Annotated in this window: 18 protein-coding genes; 8 read left to right on the top strand and 10 right to left on the bottom strand. The window is 68.6% G+C overall.

What is annotated here, in order from left to right; genetic code table 11:
- Positions 1–36: 36 nt before the first annotated feature.
- From FXO19_RS01460 to FXO19_RS19060, 3 genes are all read right to left on the bottom strand, one after another.
- Complete coding sequence (locus tag FXO19_RS01460) at positions 37–672, bottom strand: glutathione S-transferase family protein (RefSeq protein WP_149193274.1); 636 nt, start codon at positions 670–672, stop codon at positions 37–39.
- Between the two features lie 101 nt (positions 673–773).
- Entirely contained in the window at positions 774–2,339 is a 1,566-nt protein-coding gene (locus tag FXO19_RS01455) for a fumarate hydratase (protein WP_149193273.1), read from the bottom strand.
- A gap of 1 nt (position 2,340) precedes the next feature.
- On the bottom strand, positions 2,341–2,511 hold the full coding sequence (locus FXO19_RS19060) for a hypothetical protein (RefSeq protein ID WP_187775580.1): 171 nt from the start codon (positions 2,509–2,511) through the stop codon (positions 2,341–2,343).
- A 74-nt stretch (positions 2,512–2,585) separates the two neighbouring features.
- Here FXO19_RS19060 and FXO19_RS01450 point away from each other — a divergent pair, with 74 nt between their 5' ends.
- Together FXO19_RS01450 and FXO19_RS01445 are read left to right on the top strand one after the other, a co-directional pair.
- Positions 2,586–3,479: an RNA polymerase sigma-70 factor gene (locus FXO19_RS01450; protein WP_149193272.1), complete on the top strand. Its 894-nt coding sequence runs from the start codon at positions 2,586–2,588 to the stop codon at positions 3,477–3,479.
- 35 nt (positions 3,480–3,514) lie between these two features.
- Positions 3,515–3,955 (top strand): carboxymuconolactone decarboxylase family protein, encoded by a 441-nt coding sequence (locus tag FXO19_RS01445; RefSeq protein ID WP_149193271.1) that lies wholly within the window; start codon positions 3,515–3,517, stop codon positions 3,953–3,955.
- A 377-nt stretch (positions 3,956–4,332) separates the two neighbouring features.
- On the opposite strand, the gene FXO19_RS01440 is transcribed toward FXO19_RS01445, so the two are convergent.
- Positions 4,333–5,418, bottom strand: a complete 1,086-nt coding sequence (locus FXO19_RS01440) for an ABC transporter ATP-binding protein (RefSeq protein ID WP_149193270.1) — start codon at positions 5,416–5,418, stop codon at positions 4,333–4,335.
- 147 nt (positions 5,419–5,565) lie between these two features.
- Between FXO19_RS01440 and FXO19_RS01435 the strand changes: the two genes are divergently transcribed.
- The 6 genes from FXO19_RS01435 to FXO19_RS01410 all read left to right on the top strand — a co-directional run bounded on the left by FXO19_RS01435 (position 5,566) and on the right by FXO19_RS01410 (position 13,071).
- A complete protein-coding gene (locus FXO19_RS01435; RefSeq protein WP_149193269.1) occupies positions 5,566–6,936 on the top strand; it encodes a GH1 family beta-glucosidase in 1,371 nt (456 codons plus the stop codon).
- 25 nt (positions 6,937–6,961) lie between these two features.
- Entirely contained in the window at positions 6,962–8,386 is a 1,425-nt protein-coding gene (gene zwf / locus FXO19_RS01430) for a glucose-6-phosphate dehydrogenase (protein WP_149193268.1), read from the top strand.
- Entirely contained in the window at positions 8,383–9,384 is a 1,002-nt protein-coding gene (gene glk, locus FXO19_RS01425; protein WP_149193267.1) for a glucokinase, read from the top strand. Before zwf ends, glk begins: the two co-directional genes overlap by 4 nt.
- Complete coding sequence (pgl, locus tag FXO19_RS01420) at positions 9,381–10,130, top strand: 6-phosphogluconolactonase (protein WP_255516218.1); 750 nt, start codon at positions 9,381–9,383, stop codon at positions 10,128–10,130. The genes glk and pgl overlap by 4 nt, the downstream gene beginning before the upstream one ends.
- 184 nt (positions 10,131–10,314) lie before the next feature.
- Positions 10,315–12,234: a phosphogluconate dehydratase gene (edd, locus tag FXO19_RS01415; protein ID WP_149193266.1), complete on the top strand. Its 1,920-nt coding sequence runs from the start codon at positions 10,315–10,317 to the stop codon at positions 12,232–12,234.
- 171 nt (positions 12,235–12,405) lie between these two features.
- A complete protein-coding gene (locus FXO19_RS01410) occupies positions 12,406–13,071 on the top strand; it encodes a bifunctional 4-hydroxy-2-oxoglutarate aldolase/2-dehydro-3-deoxy-phosphogluconate aldolase (protein ID WP_149193265.1) in 666 nt (221 codons plus the stop codon).
- A gap of 168 nt (positions 13,072–13,239) precedes the next feature.
- Here the strand turns inward: FXO19_RS01410 and FXO19_RS01405 are convergent, their stop codons facing one another.
- The 6 genes from FXO19_RS01405 to FXO19_RS01380 form a co-directional block, all read right to left on the bottom strand.
- Positions 13,240–13,923 (bottom strand): hypothetical protein, encoded by a 684-nt coding sequence (locus tag FXO19_RS01405; protein ID WP_149193264.1) that lies wholly within the window; start codon positions 13,921–13,923, stop codon positions 13,240–13,242.
- A 205-nt stretch (positions 13,924–14,128) separates the two neighbouring features.
- Positions 14,129–14,965, bottom strand: a complete 837-nt coding sequence (locus FXO19_RS01400; RefSeq protein WP_149193263.1) for a carbohydrate ABC transporter permease — start codon at positions 14,963–14,965, stop codon at positions 14,129–14,131.
- Positions 14,962–15,840: a carbohydrate ABC transporter permease gene (locus FXO19_RS01395; RefSeq protein ID WP_149193262.1), complete on the bottom strand. Its 879-nt coding sequence runs from the start codon at positions 15,838–15,840 to the stop codon at positions 14,962–14,964. Before FXO19_RS01395 ends, FXO19_RS01400 begins: the two co-directional genes overlap by 4 nt.
- A gap of 174 nt (positions 15,841–16,014) precedes the next feature.
- Complete coding sequence (locus FXO19_RS01390) at positions 16,015–17,286, bottom strand: sugar ABC transporter substrate-binding protein (RefSeq protein WP_255516281.1); 1,272 nt, start codon at positions 17,284–17,286, stop codon at positions 16,015–16,017.
- Between the two features lie 195 nt (positions 17,287–17,481).
- On the bottom strand, positions 17,482–19,110 hold the full coding sequence (locus tag FXO19_RS01385; RefSeq protein WP_149193261.1) for a glucoamylase family protein: 1,629 nt from the start codon (positions 19,108–19,110) through the stop codon (positions 17,482–17,484).
- 82 nt (positions 19,111–19,192) lie between these two features.
- Positions 19,193–22,186 carry a TonB-dependent receptor gene (locus tag FXO19_RS01380; RefSeq protein ID WP_149193260.1) on the bottom strand — a complete coding sequence of 998 codons (2,994 nt, stop codon included), beginning with the start codon at positions 22,184–22,186 and terminating at the stop codon, positions 19,193–19,195.
- Between the last annotated feature and the right edge of the window lie 17 nt (positions 22,187–22,203).

Genomic DNA, 22,203 nt, shown 5'->3' with positions numbered 1-22,203 from the left:
CGACAACGGTGGGCCAAGGCCCACCGCAAAGATACTTCAAAGCCAGTCGGTGATGCCCTCGCGGCGGCAGGCCTCCTGGAACGCCGGCCGCGCCTTCATCCGCTGCGCATGCGCGTGCAGCGCCGGCCATTCGTCGCTGGGCCGCGGCATGTTGCGCGACCAGCGCATCAGCATGGTGAGCAGGAAGTCGGCGGCCGACAGGTGCTCGCCCAGCAGGTACGGGCCGCCCGCCTGCAGATGGTCTGCCACGCGCTGCCAGGCCGACTCGATGCGTTCGCGCGCGTAGGCCTTCGCGTTGACCTGGGCGGCCTCGCCGGCGGGCTCGTCGGGGTAGAACCAGGCGCGATAGGCCGGCAGCAACGTGTTGGCACAGAAGCAGATCCAGACGTAGTAGCGCGCGCGCTCCACCGTGCCCGGCGCAGGCGCCAGCTGCGCCTGCGGGTGCAGGTCGGCCAGGTGCAGGACGATGGCGGTCGATTCGGTCAGCACCTCGCCGTCGAGCACCAGGGTCGGCACCACGCCAGCAGGATTGAGCCTGAGGTACTCGGACGACTTCTGCTCGTGCCGGTCGAAATCGAGCGCCTGCAGTTCGTGCGGTACCTGCAGTTCGATCAGCAGCCAGTGCACCACCAGAGCGGCGGTACTGGGAGCGTAGTAGAGGGTTGCGGCCATCGGAGCTTCGCCTCGGGGAAGGAACGCGAATTATGCCTGCGCTCCCATCTCGCCTCCGGGACGGCGCCGGACCGGAACCGCGGCCGCAGGCGCAGGCGCGTTCAGGCCGCCTCGACCACCACCGGAATGCCGCCGATCCGCGCCTGCCATTCGCGCGGGCCGGTGACGTGCACGGACTCGCCGGTGACGTCGACGGCCACGGTCACCGGCATGTCCCGGACCTCGAACTCGTAGATCGCCTCCATGCCCAGGTCCTCGAACGCGACCACGCGCGCGGCGCGGATCGCCTTGGAGACGAGATAGGCCGAACCGCCGACCGCCATCAGGTACACCGCGCGGTGGTCGCGGATCGCCTCGATCGCCGCCGGCCCGCGCTCGGCCTTGCCGACCATGCCCAGCAGGCCGGTCTGCTCCAGCATCTGCCGGGTGAACTTGTCCATGCGCGTCGCCGTGGTCGGGCCGGCCGGTCCCACCACTTCGTCGCGCACCGGATCGACCGGGCCGACGTAGTAGATGAAACGCCCGGCGAAATCGACCGGCAGCGTTTCGCCGCGATCGAGCATCTCCACCATGCGCTTGTGCGCCGCGTCGCGCCCGGTCAGCAATTTGCCGTTGAGCAGCAGCACGTCGCCGGGCTTCCAGCCGGCGACTTCCTCGCGAGTGACGGTGTCCAGGTCCACGCGGCGGCCCTTGGACGCGTCGTAGGTGAGCTTCGGCCAGTCCTCCAGCGACGGCGGCTCCAGCGCCACCGGGCCGGAACCGTCGAGCACGAAGTGCGCGTGGCGGGTGGCCGCGCAGTTCGGGATCAACGCCACCGGCAGGTTGGCCGCGTGGGTCGGATAGTCGCGGATCTTGATGTCGAGCACGGTGGTCAGGCCGCCCAGGCCCTGGGCGCCGATGCCGAGCGCGTTGACCTTGTCGAACAGCTCCAGCCGCAGCTCCTCGATCCGGTTCGACGGGCCGCGCGCCTTCAGGTCGACGATATCGATCGGCTCCATCAGCGCTTCCTTGGCCAGCAGCATCGCCTTCTCGGCGGTGCCGCCGATGCCGATGCCGAGCATGCCCGGCGGGCACCAGCCGGCGCCCATGGTCGGCACCGTCTTCAGCACCCAGTCGACGATCGAGTCCGACGGGTTGAGCATCGCGAACTTCGACTTGGCCTCGGAACCGCCGCCCTTGGCGGCGACGATCACGTCCACGGTGTTGCCGTGCACCACCGACATGTTCACCACCGCGGGCGTGTTGTCGCCGGTGTTGCGGCGGCGCCCGGCCGGATCGGCCAGCACCGAGGCGCGCAGCTTGTTGTCGGGGTGGTTGTAGGCGCGGCGCACGCCCTCGTTGACCATGTCCTCGACACCCATGGTCGCGTCCCAGCGTATGTCCATGCCGATCCTGAGGAACACGGTGACGATGCCGGTGTCCTGGCAGATCGGGCGATGGCCCTCGGCGCACATGCGCGAGTTGATCAGGATCTGCGCGATCGCGTCCTTCGCCGCCGGGCTCTCCTCGCGCTCCCAGGCGGCGGCGAGATTCCGGATGTAGTCGACGGGGTGGTAGTAGCTGATGTACTGCAGGGCGTCGGCGACGCTCTGGATGAAGTCGTCCTGGCGGACGACGGTCGCGGTACTGGTCACGGCTGCCTGTGGGGTGGCGTCTGCAGCCACCATTTTACCGCACCGTCCGCCGCCGCCCGCCTTCGGCGCATCCGTAGGAGCGCGCCATGCGCGCGATGCCGCGGGCGGTTCGCCGCCGCGGGATTCCGGGCACCGACGCGCCTTCCGGCTCGCGCAGGAGCCGCGCGATGGCCGGCGCCAGATGCGCCCACGGCATCGCGCGCATGGCGCGCTCCTGCGCGGGGACGCCGGATTCGGACATCCTGTCACGTCTCGCCGCCCTGCCCCGTCCCCAACGATATGAGCCCGGACGATCGCATCTTCGAAACCCACCGCCCGCGCCTGTTCGCCCTGGCCTACCGCCTGCTCGGCAGCCGCACCGACGCCGAGGACGTGGTCCAGGACGCCTGGCTGCGCTGGCGCCAGGCGGACACGATAGGGATCCGCGATGCCGAGGCCTGGCTGGTCACCGCCACCACGCGGCTGGGGATCGATCGTCTGCGCGCCGCCCGCAGCCAGCGCGAACACTATGTCGGCCCATGGCTACCCGAGCCCGCCGAGATCGACGAGGCGCCCGGCCCCGAGGACGCGACGGCGATCGCCGAGCAGGTCTCGCTGGCGTTCCTGGCGGTGCTGGAACGCCTGGGTCCGGAGGAACGCGCGGCCTATCTGCTGAAGGAAGCCTTCGATTACGACTACGCGCGGATCGCGCTGCTGCTCGGCCACAGCGAGGCCAATTGCCGGCAGATGGTGCACCGTGCGCGGTCGCGCGTGCAGTCCGGCCGGACACGCTTCGCGGTGGAACCCGAACGCCATCGCGTGCTGCTGGAGCGCTTCATGCAGGCCGCTCGCATCGGCGACAGACGCGCGATCACGGCGCTGTTGCGCGAGGACGCGCGGCTGCTGTCGGACGGCGGCGGCAAGGCGCCCGCGGCGATCCGCCCGCTGCAGGGCGGCGAACGCATCGCGCGGCTGTTCTGGGCCGCGTACAGGCGCCCCGATCCGGCGCTCGAATGGCGCATCGGCAGGGTCAACGGCGAGCCGGCGATCCTGCGCCACCGCGGCGGAACGCTGGAAGCGGTCATGGTCATCGTCACCGACGGCGAGCGGATCGTGGAGCTGCTCCACCTGTCCAACCCCGACAAGCTGGCGCCGGGTGTCACGCCGCCCGGTACTGCCGCGTCCTTGTGGTGAAGGCGGCCACGGCGGCCGCCATGGAAACCACAGACATGCAATACCGACGCGTCGAGTACCCGAAATACGTCCCCGAGGCCTTCCGCGGCCTGTACGCCATCAGCGAAGGCCTGCACGGCGGCCGCCTGGGCGAAGAATTGCTGCTGCTCGTGTTCCAGCGGGTCTCGCAGATCAACGGCTGCGCGTTCTGCCTGGACATGCATGCCGCCGCGCTGCGCAAGGGCGGCATCGCGCCACGCAAGCTCGACACCCTCGCCGCATGGCGCGACAGCCGGTTCTTCGATGCCCGCGAAGGCGCGGCCCTGGCCTGGGCCGAGGCGTTGACCACGCTGCCGTCGGGGGCGCCCGAGGACGCCGTCTACGAGACCCTGACCGGCCACTTCGACGAGCACGAGATCGCCGAACTGACCATGGCGGTGGCCACGATCAATGCCTGGAACCGGCTCGGCGTGGGCCTGCAGCCGGTCCTTCCCTGAGCCGACGCCGCGACACCGATCGCGCGCGATGCGCGCGATGCCGCGCCAGGCCGCCCTTTCCACTGCAACAAAGCGGCCCCCGTCGCCTCGGGCGATGCAGTGAATGACCCGCATCTCAGCCAAGGAATGATGACGCGTTGGTCCATCGTGACGGACCTGGCTATATACAGATTGGCATCGCCGTTGGCCGCCAGCCTTCGGCGCATCCGTAGGAGCGCGCCATGCGCGCGATGCCGCGGGCGCGTCCGGTTCCGGCCATCGGGCGGCTCCTGCGCGAGCCGGAAGGCGCGTCGGTGTCCGGAATCCCGTTGGCGGCGAGATGCCCGCGGCATCGCGCGCATGGCGCGCTCCTACGGGGGCGAAGACGGCCGCGGGCGTCAGCCCGGCAGGCGCTCGCCCGTGCCCGGGTCGAACACGTGGAGCCGTCCGGCCGTGGCGCGCAGCGGCAGCCGTGCGCCCGGCTCGGGCAGCTCGCCGGGCGGCAGCCGCGCGATCAGCGCCAGCGGCCCCTGCTGCAGGTTGACGAAGACCTCGTTGCCGACCGGCTCCACCACCTCCACCGTCGGCGCGAAAGCGGCACCCGCGCCGCCGTCGCGCCGCAGGTCCTCGGGGCGGATGCCCACGTCGACCTCGCACCCCATCCAGGCCTCCGGCACGTCGTCGCCGTCCAGCGGCAGCCGCGCGCCGTCGCCGAGCACCAGCACCAGGCCGTCCTCGCGCACCAGGGTCCCGCGCAGCAGGTTCATCGCCGGGCTGCCGAGGAAGGTGGCGACGAACCGGTTGGCCGGCTTCTCGTACAGCGCCATCGGCGTGTCGATCTGCTGGATCTCGCCGGCGTCGAGCACCACGATGCGCTGGCCGAGCGTCATCGCCTCGATCTGGTCGTGGGTGACGTAGACCATGGTGGCGCCCAGGCGCCGGTGCAGGCGCGCGATCTCCACCCGCATCGACATCCGCAGCTTGGCGTCGAGGTTGGACAGCGGCTCGTCGAGCAGGAACACCTGCGGGTGCCGCACCAGCGCCCGGCCCAGTGCCACGCGCTGGCGCTGGCCGCCGGACAGCGCGGCCGGCCGGCGTTCGAGCAGCGCGTCCAGCTCCAGCGTCTTCGCCGCCTCGGCCACGCGTTCGCCGATCGCGGCCTTGTCGTGGCCGCGCAGCTTCAATCCGAAGGCGAGGTTCTCGGCCACCGTCATGTGCGGGTACAGCGCGTAGCTCTGGAACACCATGGCGATGTCGCGGTCCTTGGGCGCGACGTCGTTGACCACGCGATCGCCGATACGCAGGGTGCCGGCAGTGATCGACTCCAGTCCGGCGATCATCCGCAGCAGGGTCGACTTGCCGCAGCCCGAAGGGCCCACCAGCACCAGCAGCTCGCCGTCGGCGACCTCGAAGCTGGCCCCCTGCACGGCGACGAAGCCGTCCGGATAGACCTTGCGTATCCCGTCCAGCTGCACTTTCGCCATCACCCCTCCGTTCGCTGTCCACGCACCGTCCGGCAGCATACGAATACGCCCGGCCCGTTCTGTGGCACCGGGCAATTACACTCGCCGGATGCATGCGGTATTCTGCCATGTAATCGTTTTCATACCGCAGCAGGAGGGCGTCAGCCGATGAATGGACCGGGCAAGGATTTCCAGTTTCCGAAAGGATTCCTCTGGGGCGCGGCGACCGCCGCCCACCAGATCGAAGGTTCGCCCCTGGCCGACGGAGCCGGACCCAGCATCTGGACCCGCTTCGCCCACACGCCCGGCATGACCATGAACGGCGATACCGGCGACGTCGCCTGCGATCACTACCGGCGCTGGCAGGACGACGTGAAACTGATGCGCGAGCTCGGCCTGCAGGCCTATCGGTTCAGCGTGTCCTGGTCGCGGATCCTGCCCGAGGGCAGCGGCCGGGTGAACCAGGCCGGCCTCGATTTCTACTCGCGCCTGGTCGATGCATTGCTGGAGAACGGCATCGAGCCGCTGTTGACGCTCTACCACTGGGACCTGCCGGCGGCGCTCGACGATCGCGGCGGTTGGCTCAACCGCGACAGCGCCGACTGGTTCGCCGAGTACGGCAGCGTGCTCTATCGCGCCCTCGACGGCCGGGTGAAGAAGTGGGTGACGCTGAACGAGCCATGGGTGGTCACCGACGGCGGCTACCTGCATGGCGCGCTGGCACCCGGGCATCGCAGCAAGTACGAAGCGCCGATCGCCTCGCACAACCTGATGCGCGCGCACGGCGCCGCGGTACAGGCGTACCGGGCCGAAGGCAAGCACGAGATCGGTCTGGTGGTGAACATCGAGCCGAAGTACCCGGCCAGCGACTCGGCCGCCGATGCGGCGGCGGTAGCCCGCGCGCATGCGTACATGAACGAGCAGTACCTGCATCCGGCACTGCTGGGGCGCTATCCGGTCCAGTTGCAGGAGATCTTCGGCGACGCCTGGCCGCAGTGGCCGGACGCGGATTTCGACCTGATCCGGCAGCCGCTCGATTTCGTCGGCATCAACTACTACACCCGCAGCGTCACCCGTGCCGACGACAGCTATCCGCTCAACGCCGGCGCGGTGCGACAACCGCTGGGCACCTATTCCGAAACCGGTTGGGAGGTATTCCCACAGGGACTCACCGACCTGCTGCTCTGGTTCAAGAACACCTATGGCGACATCCCGGTCTACATCACCGAGAACGGCGCGGCGTTCTTCGATCCACCGGTGGCCGAGGAAGGCCGGATCCGCGATCCGCTGCGCATCGACTACCTGCGCAAGCACCTGCGGGCGATCCACGATGCGATCGCGTCCGGGGTCGACGTGCGCGGCTATATGGCCTGGTCGCTGCTGGACAACCTGGAATGGTCATTGGGCTATTCCAAGCGCTTTGGTATTGTTCATGTAAATTACGACAGCCAGCAGCGCACCCCGAAGGACAGTGCGCTCTGGTATGGCCGCGTGATCGCCAGCCACGGCAGGCACCTGGCCGATCCCCTGCCGGACTGAGATCACCTCCCCCCTCGGAGTAGCGATGCACGACACCCTGCTGTTGTTCGGCGCCACCGGCGACCTCGCCCAACGCTACCTGTTTCCTTCGCTGCTCCACCTGATGCGCGACCGCCTGCTGCCGGCGTCCTTCCGCGTGATCGCGATCGGGCGCAGCGAGCACGACGACGACGGCTTCCGCGGCTGGTTGCGCGAGCGCATGGACGACGGCGAGCGCAGCGACAACGTTGCGCTCGACGACCTGCTGCAACGTATCGTCTATCACTCGATCGATCTCAACGACGCCGACGCGATGAAGGCGGCGCTGTCGCGCTATGCCGACCGCCCGGCGGTGAGCTACCTGTCGACGCCGCCCAACCTGTTCGCGCCGGCGTGTCTGGGCCTGAAGGCGGCCGGCCTGCTCGAGGCGCCTTCGCGGCTGGTGCTGGAAAAGCCGATCGGCCACGATCTCGCCTCGGCACGCGCGATCAACGCCACGCTGCGCGCCAGCCTCGACGAGTCGCGCATCTTCCGCATCGACCATTACCTGGGCAAGGCGCCGGTGCAGAACCTGCTGGCGCTGCGCTTCGGCAACACCCTGCTCGAGGCGGTGTGGGAACGGCGCTGGATCGAATCGGTCGACATCATCGTCGCCGAGACCGCCGGCGTCGATGGACGCGAAGGCTATTATGCCGGCTACGGCGCGCTGCGCGACATGGTGCAGAACCACATGTTGCAGCTGCTCGCGCTCATCGCCATGGAACCGCCCTCGGAGATCGACGCCGACAGCATCCGCGACGAGAAGCGCAAGGTGCTGCGCGCACTGCGCCCGATGACCGCCGCCGACGCCGCCCGCGACAGCGTGCGCGGCCGCTACGGCGACGGCGTGGTCGACGGTGTCGCGGTCAAGGGCTTCCAGCACGACAGCGACGTCGGCACCTTCGTCGCGCTGCGCGCCTGGATCGACAACTGGCGCTGGTCGGGAGTGCCGTTCCGCCTGGTCACCGGCAAGCGGATGCCGGCACGCGCCACCGAGGTGGTGGTGTCGTTCCGGCCGGTCTCGCACTGGCTGTTCGACCGCCCCAGCGCCGAGCGCGCGCCGCCCAATCGCATGCGCATGCGCCTGCAGCCCCAGGAGACGATCGAGCTCGGCCTGATGGGCAGCCTGGCGGCGCCCGAATGGGGCGCGACCGAACTGCAGCCGATGTCGCTGGACCTGACCATGTCGCCGACGCCCAAGCGCCGGATCGCCTACGAGCGGCTGATGATCGATGCGCTCAAGGGCGACCAGACGCTGTTCGTGCGCGACGACGAGGTCGAGGCGGCCTGGCGCTGGATCGACAGCGTCAGCGACGCCTGGCGCGAGGCCGGCGTCGGCACCCAACCGTATCCGGCCGGATCATGGGGGCCGCCGGCCGCGGCGCCTTTCCTGCCGACAACGCTGTCCGGCAACGGGAAGCGCAAGGGATGAGCGCCACCGCCGCCCACGTCCTGCTGGCCGACATCGGCGGCACCAACGCGCGCTTCGCGTTGGCGGACACGGCCGCACCGATGCCCCTGCTCGACGACAGCATCCGCGAGTACACCGTCACCGAGTTCCCCTCGCTGGCTGACGCCGCGCGGCATTACCTGGAACAGACCGGCGCCGAAGTGCGTGACGGCGTGTTCGCGGTCGCCGGCCGGGTCGAGGACGACGAGGCGCGCATCACCAACCATCCCTGGGTGATCTCGCGCACCCGCCTGCGCACGCAGCTCGGGCTCGGGCAGGCAACGCTGATCAACGATTTCGCCGCGCAGTCGATGGCGATTCCACTGCTGCGCGCCGGCGACGTCGCCCTGGTCGGCGGCGCCCCCTGGCGTCCGCACGACGGCGACGGTGACTGCACCTATGCCGTGATCGGCCCCGGCACCGGGCTCGGCGTCGGCGGGCTGCTGATCCGCGACGGCCACCACTATCCGCTGGAGACCGAAGGCGGCCACGTCAGCTTTCCGCCGGGCACGCCCGAGGAACTGGCGATTCTCGACCACCTGTCGCGGCAATTCGGCCGTGTCTCCAACGAGCGCCTGATCTGCGGGCCCGGCCTGGTCAACATCTACCGCGCGCTGTCGGAGATCGCCGGCGAGGATCCGGGGCCGGTGCAGCCGGTCGACATCACCCTGCGCGCGCGCGCCGGCGATCCGCGCAGCATGCGCACGGTCGACGTGTTCTGCGCGGTGTTCGGCGCCATCGCCGGCGACCTCGCGCTCACCCTCGGCGCCTGGGACGGCGTGTTCCTGACCGGCGGCCTGGTGCCGAAGATGCTCGAGGAACTGCGCCACTCCGGGTTCCGCCAGCGCTTCGAGCACAAGGGGCGGTTCTCGTCGAACATGGCGCGGGTGCCGTCGGTGGCGGTGCTGCACCCGCATGCCGGCCTGCTCGGCGCCGCCGCCCTCGCCGGGCGCACTTCTCCGCGGGAGCAGGCGGCGTGAACGACGAGCGCCCGCCGATCATCGAGACCTCCACGGCGGCGGAAGGCTCGCAGGTGCGCCTGCATGTCTACGATTCCGTGACGCAGTGGGTCTGGGGGGCGGCGGTGTCGATTTCCTCGGCGCTCGGTCGCAGCCTGCAGGGACAGGCGCGGGCACGCCTGCTGCTGTCGGGCGGCACCACGCCAGCCGCGGTCTATACCGCCCTGTCGAAGGCGCCGCTCGACTGGCAGCACATCGACGTCGCCCTGGTCGACGAGCGCTGGCTGCTGCCCGACGACCAGGACAGCAACGCCCGGCTGGTCCGGGAATCGTTGCTCCAGCGCAACGCCGCCGCGGCCCGCTTCGAGACCTTGACCCGCCCCGGTCGCGGCATCGAGGAAGCGGTCGCCACCGCCAACATGCACGCCCGGCAGCCGCCCGATGTCGTGGTGCTGGGCATGGGCGAGGACGGACACACCGCCTCGCTGTTCCCGCGCATGCGCGACCTCGACCTGGCGCTGGAGACCTCCGCGGCCTACGTCGCGGTCGATGCCAGCGGCTGCGCCGGCGCCGGAACCTGGCTGCGGCGCATCAGCCTGACCCCGGCCGGATTGCGCCCCGCGCACACCCGCCTGCTGCTGATTCGCGGACAGAAGAAGCGCGAGCTGCTCGACCGCGTGCTCGACGGCGACGACCCGTACGAGTATCCCGCACGCATCGCTTTCACCACGCCGGGCGCACCCTTGCACGTGCACTGGTGCCCGTAGGAGCGCCATGCGCGCGATACCGCGGGCGTTTCCGGTGTTGGCCCATTGACGGCCCCTGCGCGAGCCGGAAGGCGCGCCGGTGTCCGGAAATCCCGTGGCGGCCATGCGCCCGCGGTATCGCGCGCATGGCGCGCTCCTACGGGCGTTGCGACATGATCGAACCTACCTCCCCACAGCGATCCCCATGACCCTGCACCCACGATTCCACGACATCACCGAACGCATCCGCGAGCGCAGCCGCGACTCGCGGCGCGCCTATCTCGATGGCATCGAGGCCATGCACGCCGCCGGGCCGCTACGCGGCCATCTGAGCTGCGCCAACCTCGCCCACGGCTTTGCCGCCTGCGGCCCGACCGACAAGTCGCGCCTGCGCGGCGAGGCCACGCCCAACCTCGGCATCGTCACCGCCTACAACGACATGCTCTCGGCGCACCATCCCTACGAGCACTACCCGGAGCTGATCCGCAAGACCGCGCGCGAGCTCGGCGCCACCGCCCAGGTCGCCGGCGGCGTGCCGGCGATGTGCGACGGCGTCACCCAGGGCCGCGCCGGCATGGAGCTGTCGCTGTTCTCGCGCGACGTGATCGCGCAGGCGACCGCGATCTCGCTGTCGCACGACATGTTCGACAGCGCCGTGTACCTGGGCATCTGCGACAAGATCGTGCCCGGCCTGCTGATCGGCGCGCTGGCCTTCGGCCACCTGCCCTCGATATTCGTGCCCGGCGGGCCGATGCCTTCCGGCATCCCCAACAAGCAGAAGGCCGAGGTGCGCGAGCGCTACGCCGCCGGCGAGGCCACCCGCGAGGAACTGCTGGAAGCCGAGGCCGGCTCCTATCACTCGCCCGGCACCTGCACCTTCTACGGCACCGCCAACTCCAACCAGGTACTGCTGGAGGCGATGGGCGTGCAGCTTCCCGGCTCGTCGTTCGTCAATCCCGGCACGCCGCTGCGCGATGCGCTCACCCGCGCCGCGGTCGAGCGCGCGCTGCGCATCACCGCGCTCGGCGCCGACTACCGCCCGATCGGGCAGATGATCGACGAGCGCGCGATCGTCAACGCGCTGGTCGCGCTGATGGCGACCGGCGGCTCCACCAACCACACCATCCACTGGATCGCGGTGGCGCGCGCCGCCGGCGTCGTGCTGACCTGGGACGACATGGACGCGCTGTCGCAGATCGTGCCGTTGCTGGCGCGCGTGTATCCCAATGGCGAGGCCGACGTGAACCATTTCGCCGCCGCCGGCGGCATCGCCTACGTGTTCCGCGAACTGCTCGACGCCGGCCTGATGCACGACGACATTCCCACGGTGGTGCCGGGTGGCATGCGCGCCTATTGCGACGAGCCGCGCGTGATCGACGGCGCGCTCGACTACGCGCCGGGCGTGGCGGCGAGCGCCGACGAGTCGGTGGTGCGGCCGGTCTCCGCGCCGTTCGAGGCGCAGGGCGGTCTGCGCCTACTGCGCGGCAATCTCGGCCGTGCGCTGATCAAGCTGTCGGCGGTGAAGCCGGAATTCCGCCACATCGAGGCCCCGGCGGTCGTGGTCGACACGCCGCAGGCATTGAACCGGCTGCACAAGGCCGGCGCGCTGCCGCACGACTTCGTCGCCGTGGTGCGCTACCAGGGCCCGCGCGCCAACGGCATGCCGGAGCTGCACTCGCTGGCGCCGTTGCTGGGCATGCTGCAGAACCGCGGGCATCGCGTGGCGCTGGTCACCGACGGGCGCCTGTCTGGCGCCTCCGGCAAGATCCCGGCCGCCATCCACGTCACGCCGGAAGCGGCGCACGGCGGCCCGCTGGCGCGTCTGCGCGACGGCGACCTCGTCCGCCTCGACGGCGAAGGCGGCACGCTGGAGGCGCTGGTCGACGCGGCCGAATGGGACGCGCGGCCGCTGCAGGCCAATACCACGCCGCCGGCCTGGGACATCGGCCGCAACCTGTTCGCGGTCAACCGCGAAGTCGTCGGCCGCGCCGACCAGGGCGCGCTCTCGATCTCCTGCGGCCCGCCGCAGCACGACGGCGCCAACTGGTGGGAATACGATGCCGAGTACGAACTCGGCGAGAGCGCCGATGCCGCGGCGGCGCCGCATGCTTCGAAGGATGCTTGAAGCAGGAGCGAGGAGTGAGTGGAGAGGAGTGAGAAACGAGTAAATGCAACGGCACGGATTCCACCCAGCGCTCGCACCTCTCGCTTCTCACTCTCACTCCCTCGCTTTTAGCTTTCTCTCGTTTCTCACTCCTCGCTCCTCTTCACTCACTTCTCGCTCCAACGGACCGCCATGACCATCGACCAGCACCAAGCCGAAGCCGAACGCCTGCTGCACACCGCCGGGATCCTGCCGGTGATCACCGTCGACAGCATCGACCAGGGCCGCCGCATCGCCGAGGCGCTGCTGTCTGGCGGCCTGCGCACGCTGGAACTGACGCTGCGCACGTCGGCGGCACTGGAAACCCTGGCGGCGCTGAAGAACGAGCTGCCGGACATCGTCATCGGCGCCGGCACGGTACTTGACGAGACGCAGGTCCGACAGTCGATCGACGCCGGTGCCGATTTCCTGGTCACGCCCGGTACGCCGCCGGCGCTGGCCGACGCGCTGGCGCGAGCGCCGCTGCCGGTGGTGCCGGGCGCCGCCACGCCGACCGAACTGTTGGCGCTGATGGCGCGCGGCTTCCGCGTCTGCAAGCTGTTCCCCGCCAGCGCGGTCGGCGGCCTGGCGATGCTCAAGGGCCTGGCCGGGCCGCTCGCCGGGCTGAAGCTGTGCCCGACCGGCGGCATCGGCGAGCATGATGCCGCGGACTACCTGGCGCAGCCTAACGTGGTCTGCATCGGCGGCTCGTGGATGGTGCCGAAGGCGTGGATCGACGCCGGCGAGTTCGACAAGATCACCGCCAGCGCCGCCAAGGCCGCCGCCATCGTCGAGGGCGTACGCGGCCGTCCCCTGTAGACCGCGCCGGCTCCGGGCCGATCTACACGCGTAGGAGCGCCCCATGGGCGCGATACCGCGGGTATTTCGCCGCCCGCGAATTCCGGTGACCGACGTGCCTGCCGGCCCGGAATCGCGCCATCCACCGGATCCTGCCGACACCCGCGGTATCGCGCCCATGGGGCGCTCCTACGGGGGTGGCGGGCCGGCCTCGGTCAATCGGTAGCCCTCGCGCCACCACAGCCACGCGTGCGCCAGGAACCAGCCGACCAGTAGTACCCCGAGGTGCCATTCCAGCACGTTCTCCAGCCGATCCTGCAACTCGGTACCGCCCGCCAGCGCGGTGGCGACGACGTTGGTGATCCCCAGAACGAGCATCGCGACACAGACGGTCAGCATTGTCGTCGCGGTGAGGCGGTCGAGTCCGCCCGCCCGGCGCGCCAGCCGCAGGAACAGCAGCTGCGCCAGATAGCTGCAGCCGAAATAGACGATCACGCCATAGCGGCGCAGGAACCGGTACATCTCGCCCTCGCTGCCGAGAAAGGCGGCGTAGACCGCCAGCGCCACCGCCCCGATCGCGCCCATCTCGGCGATTCCCGCGGACGTCCCGGCACGTTCGCGCAGCCAGCGTGCCGCCAGCCACCAGTGGATGCCGACCAGCAATGCGCACGGCAGCACCAGCAGCCGGAACACGTGATTGCCCAGCCCATGCCGCGCCGCACGGCTGATCGAGGTGCAGCCTTCCAGATAGGGCACGCAGAACGGGACGTACCCGGCCTGCACCGACAGCCACCACGCCCAGTGCGCCGCCACCACCAGGGTGACCGCGATCGCGAGCGGAACGGGCCAGAGGGGGATCGGGGGACGGGACATGCGCACGGCCTCCAGACGGTCCGCGGCAGGTTAACGCACGATCGCATCCGTAGGAGCGCCCCATGGGCGCGATGCCGCGGACATTGCACCGCCCGCAAATCCCGGTGACCGACGCACCTGCCGGTCCAGAATCGCGGCGTCCACCGGATCCGGCCAGCACCCGCGGTATCGCGCCCGTGGGGCGCTCCTACGGGAAACCGCATTGTCACCCCTTGACGCTCCCCAGCAGCAGACCCTGGATGTAATACCGCTGCAGCAGCAGGAACAGCAGCAGCACCGGAACCACGGTGACCACCGCGCCGGCCATCATCAGCTCCACGTCCTGCACGTGTTCGCGCGACAGCGCGGCGATCGCGACCGGCAGGGTGTAGTTGTCCTGGTCCGTCAGCACGATCAACGGCCACATGAAATCGTTCCAGGCCGCCATGAAGGTGAAGATGGTCAGTGTGACCAGTACCGGCTTGAGCATCGGCAGCACGATCTGGAAGAAGATCCGCAGCTCCCCGGCGCCGTCGATCCGCGCCGCCTCCAACAGCTCGTCCGGGATCGAGCGCGCGTACTGCCGCACCAGGAAGATGCCGAACACCGTCGCCAGCGCCGGGATGATCACCGCGCCGAAACTGTTGACCAGACCGAGGCCCTTCATCATCAGGAACAGCGGCAGCATCGCCACCTGCGCCGGGATCACCAGCGCCGCCAGCAGCCACCGGAAGATCCGCTCGCGACCGCGGAAGCGCAGCTTGGCGAAGGCGTAGCCGGCCAGGGTGTTCACCAGCAACGCGCCCAGGGTGATCGCCCCGGACACGATCAGACTGTTGACGAAATAGCGGCCCATGCCGGCGCGCGCGAACAACGCCTCGTAGTTGCCGGTGGTGAGCGCCGAGGGCAGCAACGGCGGCGGAAACCCGCTGGCCTCGCCCTGCGGCATGAACGAGACCGACAGCATCCACGCCAGCGGCGCCAGCGCGACCAACGCCAGCGCCACCAGTGCACCGTTGACGGCGAACACGGACAAACGGCTGGTGCCGACGTCGCGGTTCATACCATCCGCCTGCGACGGCCGAAACGCAGCAGCACCGTGGTCACCGCGAGGATGATCAGGAACAGCAGGAACGCCACCGCCGAGGCGCGCCCCAGGTTCCACCACATGAAGCCTTCCTCGTACATGAAGTACAGCACGCTGACCGTGCTCTGCAGCGGATCGCCGCGGGTCATCACGTAGGGTTCGGCGAACAGCTGGAAATAGCCGGAAATGGTGATCACCCCCACTACCAGCAGCACCGGCCCGAGCATCGGCAGGGTCACGTGCAGGAATTGCTTCCAGCGCGAGGCGCCGTCGATGCGCGCGGCCTCGTACAGGTCCTGCGGGATTGCCTGCAGGCCGGCGAGGAAGATCACCATGTTGTAGCCGAAGTTCTTCCACACCGCGAACAGGATGATGGTCGGCATCGCCCAGCGCGGATCGCCCAGCCAGTCGACCGGTGCGATGCCGACGTGGCCGAGCGCCCAGTTCACCAGGCCGTAGCTGGTGTGGAACAGATAGCGCCAGATCACCGCTACCGCGACCAGCGTGGTCACTACCGGCGCGAACAGTGCGGTGCGGAACAGCGGCTTGAAACGCGCCACCCTGGCGTTGAGCAGCATCGCCGCGCCCAGCGACACCGCGATCGACAGCGGCACGCCGACGACGACGAAGTACGCGGTGTTGCCCAGCGACTTCCAGAACAGCGGCGTGCGCAGCAGCTCGAGGTAGTTGTCCAACGCCACGAACCGCAGGTTGTCCAGGTCGGCCAGCGCATAGAGATCGAAGTCGGTCAGGCTGAGCAGCAGCGCTGAGGCGACCGGGATGGCGAAGAACACGCCCAGCACCACCAGCGCCGGCGCAGCGAACATCCAGCCGGCAAGACTAGCGCGCATGACGCCATGCCTCCGGCGGCGGCGAGACCGTTCCGGCGAGATGCCGACGACCCGTCATCCCGGCGAAAGCCGGGATCCAGCTTATGGCCGGACCGGAGCGAGCTGGATCCCGGCTTCCGCCGGGATGACGGTGCGGGCGGCCCCCGGAACCGCACACGACAGTAGGATGGGCCTTCATGGCGCGGCGCCCTGCTCGCGCACCCAGCGGCGTTTCTCCAGCAGCGCATCGACGCGCGCATCAAGTTGGCGCACCGCCGCATCCTGCGACAGGCCACCACGCACCACGCGTTCGCTGGCCAGGCGCATCTCCTGCATGATCCGCTCCCACTCCAGCACCTTGGGCGTCGGCTTCACCCGTTCGAGCTGATCACGGAAGGCCTGCGCGTACTCGTCCTGCTGCAGCTCCGGATATTCCCAGGTACTGCGCCGCGGCGGCAGGTTGCCGATCAGGGCATGGAAACGCTGCTGGATATCGGGGCGCGACAGGAACTCGATCAGCTTCCAGCTCTCGGCCTTGTGTTCCGACTGCCGCGAGATCACCAGACTGGTACCGCCGGCGATGCCCGCGCCCGGGCCGTCTGGTCCCGGCAGCGGCGCCGTGCTCCAGTCGTCCTGCACGTCCGCCGGCAGGCGGTTGCGGAACTCGCGGATGTTCCAGGGGCCGGAGACGTAGAACGTGAAGAAACCGCGCCCGAACTCGTCCCAGACGTTGGAAATCTGCGTCTCCGACATCGGCGGCGCCCAGCCCTGTTCGAAAGTGTTGGCGTAGAAGGCCAGCGCGCGGCGAAAGCCGTCGCTGCGGAAGTTGCCGCGGGTGGCGTCGTCGCGCAACAGTGGATCATCCTGTTGCAGACCCAGCGACAGCAACTGTTCGAATTCGTTGAGCGGCAGCATCGCGGCGTAGCGCCCGGGGCCGACCTCGCGCTCGACCGCGGCCATCGCCGCCTCCCACTCGTCCCAGGAGCTTGGCGGCGCATCGAAGCCGGCGTCGGCCAGAATGTCCTTGCGATAGAACAGCAGCCGCGTATCCACGTACCAGGGCACACCGAGCAGCTGTCCGTCGATGACGTTGGTGTTCCAGATGCCTTCGAAGTAATCGCCCTGCTCCACCACGGCGGACCTGCCGACGTAGGGTTGCAGCGGCTCCAGCGCGCCCAGCACCGCGAATTCCGGCACCCAGGTGTTGCCGAGCTGGCACAGGTCCGGCAGCGCATCCGCGGCGAACGCCGTCAGCAGCTTCTCGTGCGCCGAGGTCCACGGCACCTGCTGCACGCGCACGCGGATCCCCGGGTTCTCGCGCTCGAAATCGGCGATCAACTCCGACACCACCTCCGCTTCCCGCCCCATCGCCCAGAACCGGATCACGGTCTGATCCGTCGTGCGCGCGCAGCCGCACAGCACTGCCAGCAGCAGCACCCCCTGTAGGAGCGGCTTCAGCCGCGACAGGCCGCGAAAATGCCCGACAGGCACAACCGAGCCGACGGCCGACCGTGTCCACCGCAGTTTCCCTTCGCAACGCGCGGCGGCGCGTTCATCGATGCGGGAACCGATGCTGCCGCCCGGCGCGGTCGCGGCTGAAGCCGCTCCTACGGTACGGCGCTGGTGGCAACACATTGTCGGCTTCGACAGCATCGCCACAGCCTACTGCGGCCGCGCCTCTGGCGGCGGCGCCGCTTCGGCCGCCTCTTCGTCCACGCGGTCGCCACCCTCTGCCTCCGGTTCGTTGCCCTCCTCCCCGGAGGCACCCGCCTCCGCCTGCGCGGCCTCCTCCAGCCAGCCCCCGGTGAAGCCGGCGCGACGCAGGCCTTCGCGGATGTACGGGTTCTTGCGCATGACCTTCCAGACGAACTCGTTGCGGTAGTTGGCGATCATCGCCAAAATCGGCCCTTGGTCGATGGAGATGTAATCGCTGGCCACCCAGCCCATGTCGGGCACGATGCGTCCGGTCTTCAGCGGCACGTCGTAGCCGAAACTGGGATTGAACGCGTCGAGGAAGCCATAGCTGGAGAACAGGTGCTCGCCGTAGCGCCGGTGCATCTCCTCGGTCGCCGGAATCACGATCTCGGGCGCGAACGCGATCGAGGCCACCGCCGCCGTGGGCGCAATGGTGCCGTCGTCGAAGGCCACGCGCAGGCCGGCGCCGCGGGCGCTGTAGTGGCGGAACTGGCGCTCTTCGCCCTCGTACTCTTGGTCGGTGCGCTGCGGGCCGTCGCTCGCGGTCAGCCCCCACACGTTCTCGCCGTAGTCCTTCCACCGCATCGGGTTCTCGATCGCGTACTGGCGTTGCGCGTAGGTGGCGCGGCGGCTGTTCTCGAAATAGTCGATCCCGCGCTCGCGCATGTAGGCGTCGCGGATGCCGCGGAAATCCACCCAGGTCTGCGAGTACTGGTGGCCGAAATGCGGGGCGAAGCTCAGGTACTCCTGGCCCTGGAACACGCCCCAGCTCTCCTCGTAGGTGCGCGTCCACGCCTCCCACGCCTCGGGCTCGACCGGGTGCGTGGGCGAGCCCAGCGCCAGGATGTAGACCAGCATCGCCTCGTCGTAGCCGGTCCAGTCGTGCTGGATGAACCCGCGCCCCGGATACCAGCCCATCGAGATCAGCGGCGGCCGCTGCTGCAGCCACGGCCACTCCACGCGCCGGTACAACTCGTCGGCGATCTCGCGGATCTCCTGCTCGCGCTCGCCGTCGCCGTCGTAGTAGCTCTGCGCGAACAGCACGCCCATCATCAGCAGGCCGGTATCAACGCTCGATAGTTCCACCCACGGCTCGTAGCGGTGGCCGTCGTCCATGTCGATGAAGTGGTAGTAGAACCCCTTGTAGCCGGTGCGGCCCTCGGCCTGGGGGCCCATCTCCGCGTCGCGGAAGAACCGCAGCGTGGTCAGCGTGCGCTCCACCGCCTGCTCGCGACTGATCCAGCCGTTCTCGAGCCCAATCGGATAGGCGGTCAACGCAAAGCCCACCGCGGCGATGCTGGAGAACGGGCGCGACGGAAAACGATCCGGCGTCAGTCCGTTCAGTTCGTTGGTGGTGTCCCAGAAGAACTGGAACGTGCGCTTCTCGATGTCGCGGAACAGCGGCGTCAGTTCCGGCGGACCCGCCGGCTCGGCGTCCTCCGGCCGCGGTTCCGGCTCGGGTTCGGGCACCTGCGCGATCGGTCCGGGACGCGGCGGCTCGACCTCGGGCGCCTCCCGCTTGCAGCCGCCGAGCAGCGCCAGGCCCAGCAGGGCCAGGCAGGCGGGAATCCAGCAACGTCGACCGATTCGTATCATGACAACCTTTCTGTAATCGTTTACACGGGCAGTTTAAAAAAAATCGGCCGCCCGCTTGCGAGGGCGGCCGGCGGAGCAAGGCTTACCAGTTCACGCCGAAGGAGAGCTTGAACGAGCGCATCGGCTCATAAATGTCGAGTCTGTGGGCGCCAAGATCAGGATTGGGTCCGTCATCGACATCGCCCCAGTAGTCCTCGAAAGCTCTCCAATTGCGCCAGTTGAACACGTTGAGCAGATCGGCGCGGACGTAGAAGTTGATGTCTGTGCCGGTATCCCAAGTCTTGGTCGCCGCAAGGTCGAACCTTTTGAGTCCGATCGTACCGTCGGGGGTGAAGGAATCCCATTGGCACAGATTCGGCCCCGCGAGGCAATTTTCCGAAATCTGGCGCTTGGGGCTTTCCAGCGTCAGCTTGCCCGACCAGGTGATGCCCCATGGCCCGTCCCAGATAGCCGTGCCGACGAAGCGGTGCTCGGCGACATTGCGCGCGGGCAGCCAGCCGACGTGGTCGGTGTCCGGGCGCGAGAAAATCTCGGGCCAGCCCTCGGGCGGGATGTTCTGCTCGCCGTCGGTATAGGTATAGGCGAACGTCGTGCCCCAGCCGGAGTCCTCGCTGAAGGGCTTGTCGAGCTTAAGCAGCAGCGAGTTGGTCTTGGTCTCCGCCATGTTGTCGACCAGCAGGATGTTGCCGACCGGCGAGGCGAAGCCCCACGGCGCCCCCGAGGTGTCGCCCGGATTCTCGAAGAAACTGCCGTCCTCCCGGCGATTGCCGAGCCGGAACACGATTCCATCATGGCTGCGCACGTGCGAGACCGTAACTTCGCTGTTCCATTCGTGGCCGAACATCTCGAATATGTTGCGCACGCCGAGGCTGAACTGGTCCGAGTAGGGAACCTTCAGGTCATTGTTGTTCAGGTACCACTCGCGCCCGGTCGTCAGCGTCTGAGCGAGGTCTGCCAGTACGTCAGGATCGTAGTACGCCGGATCCCACGTGATGCAGCCCGCTTCGTTCCTGCATTGGCCGTCGTCCTCGACGAAGAATGCGTTGTAGCGCGCGAACGACGCACGGTTGACCTCGACCTGCAGGTAGTCGAACAGGTTGCGGTCGTAGGCGCGGCCAGCGCCGCCGAAGACCACGAAACGCTCATCGGCGTTGACGTCGTACGAGAAGCCCACCCGCGGCTGCCACGCGCCCTTGAAGGCGTCGCGGTTGCTGCCGTCGCTGATGTAGTTCTCGATGTCGTAGTCGACATTCGGGCCCTGCAGGTTCGGCCAGGCGCGCAACGCATCTGCGACCGCCGCCGGCGTCACATAGTCCTCGTACGTCGGTGTCTCCTCGTAGTCCCAGCGCACGCCGAGGTTCAGGGTGAGGTGTTGGTTGACTTCCCAGTCATCCTGGATGTAGATGCCGAACTGCTTGTTGCTGGAGGTGGTGAAGCCTTCCGAGGTGCCCGGGATGCCGACACCAAACTCCACCTGGTAGGGCTGTTCGGTGCTGACGCCGATGTCGTAGTAGAACTGCGGATTGGAGAAGTGCCGCTCGGTGGCCTCGACCTCGACGTCCTTGTACTTGACGCCCATCTTGAGGGTGTGCCCCTCCCAGCCGAAGAAGGTCAGATCGTTCTGGAAGCCCCAGCCGCGCTGCCCCTTGTCCTGATTGTTGGGATTGCCGCCGACGTTGAGGATCGTCTCCGTCTGCTGGCGTTCGTTCGGTGACAGGTCGGAGACCCGCAGACCGTAGCCGACTTCCGGAGACACGCCTCGCGGCGCGAAAGTGGTGTCCTCGAAAGTGACGTGCGCATCGTTGAGCCAGCGCTCGCTGTTGAACTGGTACCGCAGATCGTATCGCGTCACCTCGTTCGCATTCGACACCGCCCGTTCCGGTGCGTTCTGATCGCCAACCCCGATGATCTCCTCTTCCTCGCGCACCTGCGCCGTGAATTCCAGAAAGTTGGAGTCGTTGATCGACCAGCTCAGCTTGCCGAAGTACATGTCCTGGTTGAACGGAGAATTCGTCGGCCCGAGCTGCGCCAGCAACTCGTCCGGCACGTCGTCGACGTCGTAGCGACCCTCTTGCCCGAGCTCCACCGTCTTCGGCGTCACGTAATCCTTTGCCTCGTAGGCAACGAAGAAGTGCAACCGGTCTGGAATGATCGGTCCGGCAAGCGAGGCGCCGTACTGCTCCTCCTTGGAATAGGTCTTCTCGCCATCCTCCTCTTCGGCTGGCGTTGCCTTGCGCCAGTCCGAGGATGTGTGGTCCCAGAAGAAGTTGCCTTCGAACTCGTTGGTGCCCGAGCGGGTCGCTGCGACGACCGCCGCGCTGCTGATCTGGTCGAACTCGGCCTTGTAGTTCTGGGTGATGACCTTGTACTCGCCGATCGCCGATTGCGGGAACGGGTTGCCGCGCGTGGAATCCTGCCCCGCCACGCCGCCGGGCAGCGTGTAGCTCTTCTGCCCTACGCCGTCGATGTATACGTTGACGTTGCTGGCGCTCTGCGTGCCGGACCGCAGCCGGGTATTGCCGTTCGCGTCCTGCACGAACTGCACGCCGGGCACGGTATCGGCGAAGGCCAGGAAGTTGCGCGTGCCCTGCGGCAATGCCTCGATCTGCTTGGGCGACACGTAGGTCGCGATCTCGGACGTCCGGGTCTCGGCCAGCATGGTGCCGGTCACCGTCACCGTCTCCAGTTCGGTGGCCTCGGGGGCCGGGGCGGCCTCTTCGACACCGCCGACGCCGAGGTTCAGGGTGGCGGTTTGGCCGACCTGCAGGGTCACGGTCTCGGTCGTGGCCTGCCCGTTTGCGGTCACCTGCACGCGATAGGTACCCGGCGGCAGGCCGGCGAGGTTGTAGCCGCCCGCGGCGGTCGATTGCACGCTCCGGCTGAGGCCGGTGTTGACGTTGGTCGCGGTGACCTGCGCGCCCGCGGCCGGCTCGGAGTCGGTCAGGACGCGACCGCGCAGGGTCGCGGAGGTGGCCTGCGCCAGGGCAGCAGGGGCGGCGAGCGCCAGGCAACCTGCCAGCGCGCAGCTGAGTAGCGAGCGGGAGATTTTCTTCGATGGAACGGGGGAATGTTTCATGGGGGAATGCCCTCGAT

It is taken from the genome of Luteimonas suaedae, from assembly GCF_008312895.1.
Lineage (GTDB): Bacteria > Pseudomonadota > Gammaproteobacteria > Xanthomonadales > Xanthomonadaceae > Luteimonas > Luteimonas suaedae.
This window is presented reverse-complemented; position numbering and strand designations above follow the sequence as displayed.

What these genes read in the sequence shown, in the direction of transcription:
- FXO19_RS01410 (WP_149193265.1), top strand. Translation starts at nt 12,406, where the DNA reads ATGACCATCGACCAGCACCAAGCCGAAGCCGAACGCCTGCTGCACACC.
- FXO19_RS01455 (WP_149193273.1), bottom strand. Translation starts at nt 2,339, where the DNA reads ATGGTGGCTGCAGACGCCACCCCACAGGCAGCCGTGACCAGTACCGCG.
- edd (WP_149193266.1), top strand. Translation starts at nt 10,315, where the DNA reads ATGACCCTGCACCCACGATTCCACGACATCACCGAACGCATCCGCGAG.
- FXO19_RS01440 (WP_149193270.1), bottom strand. Translation starts at nt 5,418, where the DNA reads ATGGCGAAAGTGCAGCTGGACGGGATACGCAAGGTCTATCCGGACGGC.
- FXO19_RS01400 (WP_149193263.1), bottom strand. Translation starts at nt 14,965, where the DNA reads ATGAACCGCGACGTCGGCACCAGCCGTTTGTCCGTGTTCGCCGTCAAC.
- zwf (WP_149193268.1), top strand. Translation starts at nt 6,962, where the DNA reads ATGCACGACACCCTGCTGTTGTTCGGCGCCACCGGCGACCTCGCCCAA.
- glk (WP_149193267.1), top strand. Translation starts at nt 8,383, where the DNA reads ATGAGCGCCACCGCCGCCCACGTCCTGCTGGCCGACATCGGCGGCACC.
- FXO19_RS01385 (WP_149193261.1), bottom strand. Translation starts at nt 19,110, where the DNA reads ATGATACGAATCGGTCGACGTTGCTGGATTCCCGCCTGCCTGGCCCTG.
- FXO19_RS01450 (WP_149193272.1), top strand. Translation starts at nt 2,586, where the DNA reads ATGAGCCCGGACGATCGCATCTTCGAAACCCACCGCCCGCGCCTGTTC.
- FXO19_RS01460 (WP_149193274.1), bottom strand. Translation starts at nt 672, where the DNA reads ATGGCCGCAACCCTCTACTACGCTCCCAGTACCGCCGCTCTGGTGGTG.
- FXO19_RS01435 (WP_149193269.1), top strand. Translation starts at nt 5,566, where the DNA reads ATGAATGGACCGGGCAAGGATTTCCAGTTTCCGAAAGGATTCCTCTGG.
- FXO19_RS01395 (WP_149193262.1), bottom strand. Translation starts at nt 15,840, where the DNA reads ATGCGCGCTAGTCTTGCCGGCTGGATGTTCGCTGCGCCGGCGCTGGTG.
- FXO19_RS19060 (WP_187775580.1), bottom strand. Translation starts at nt 2,511, where the DNA reads ATGCGCGCGATGCCGTGGGCGCATCTGGCGCCGGCCATCGCGCGGCTC.
- FXO19_RS01445 (WP_149193271.1), top strand. Translation starts at nt 3,515, where the DNA reads ATGCAATACCGACGCGTCGAGTACCCGAAATACGTCCCCGAGGCCTTC.
- FXO19_RS01380 (WP_149193260.1), bottom strand. Translation starts at nt 22,186, where the DNA reads ATGAAACATTCCCCCGTTCCATCGAAGAAAATCTCCCGCTCGCTACTC.
- FXO19_RS01405 (WP_149193264.1), bottom strand. Translation starts at nt 13,923, where the DNA reads ATGTCCCGTCCCCCGATCCCCCTCTGGCCCGTTCCGCTCGCGATCGCG.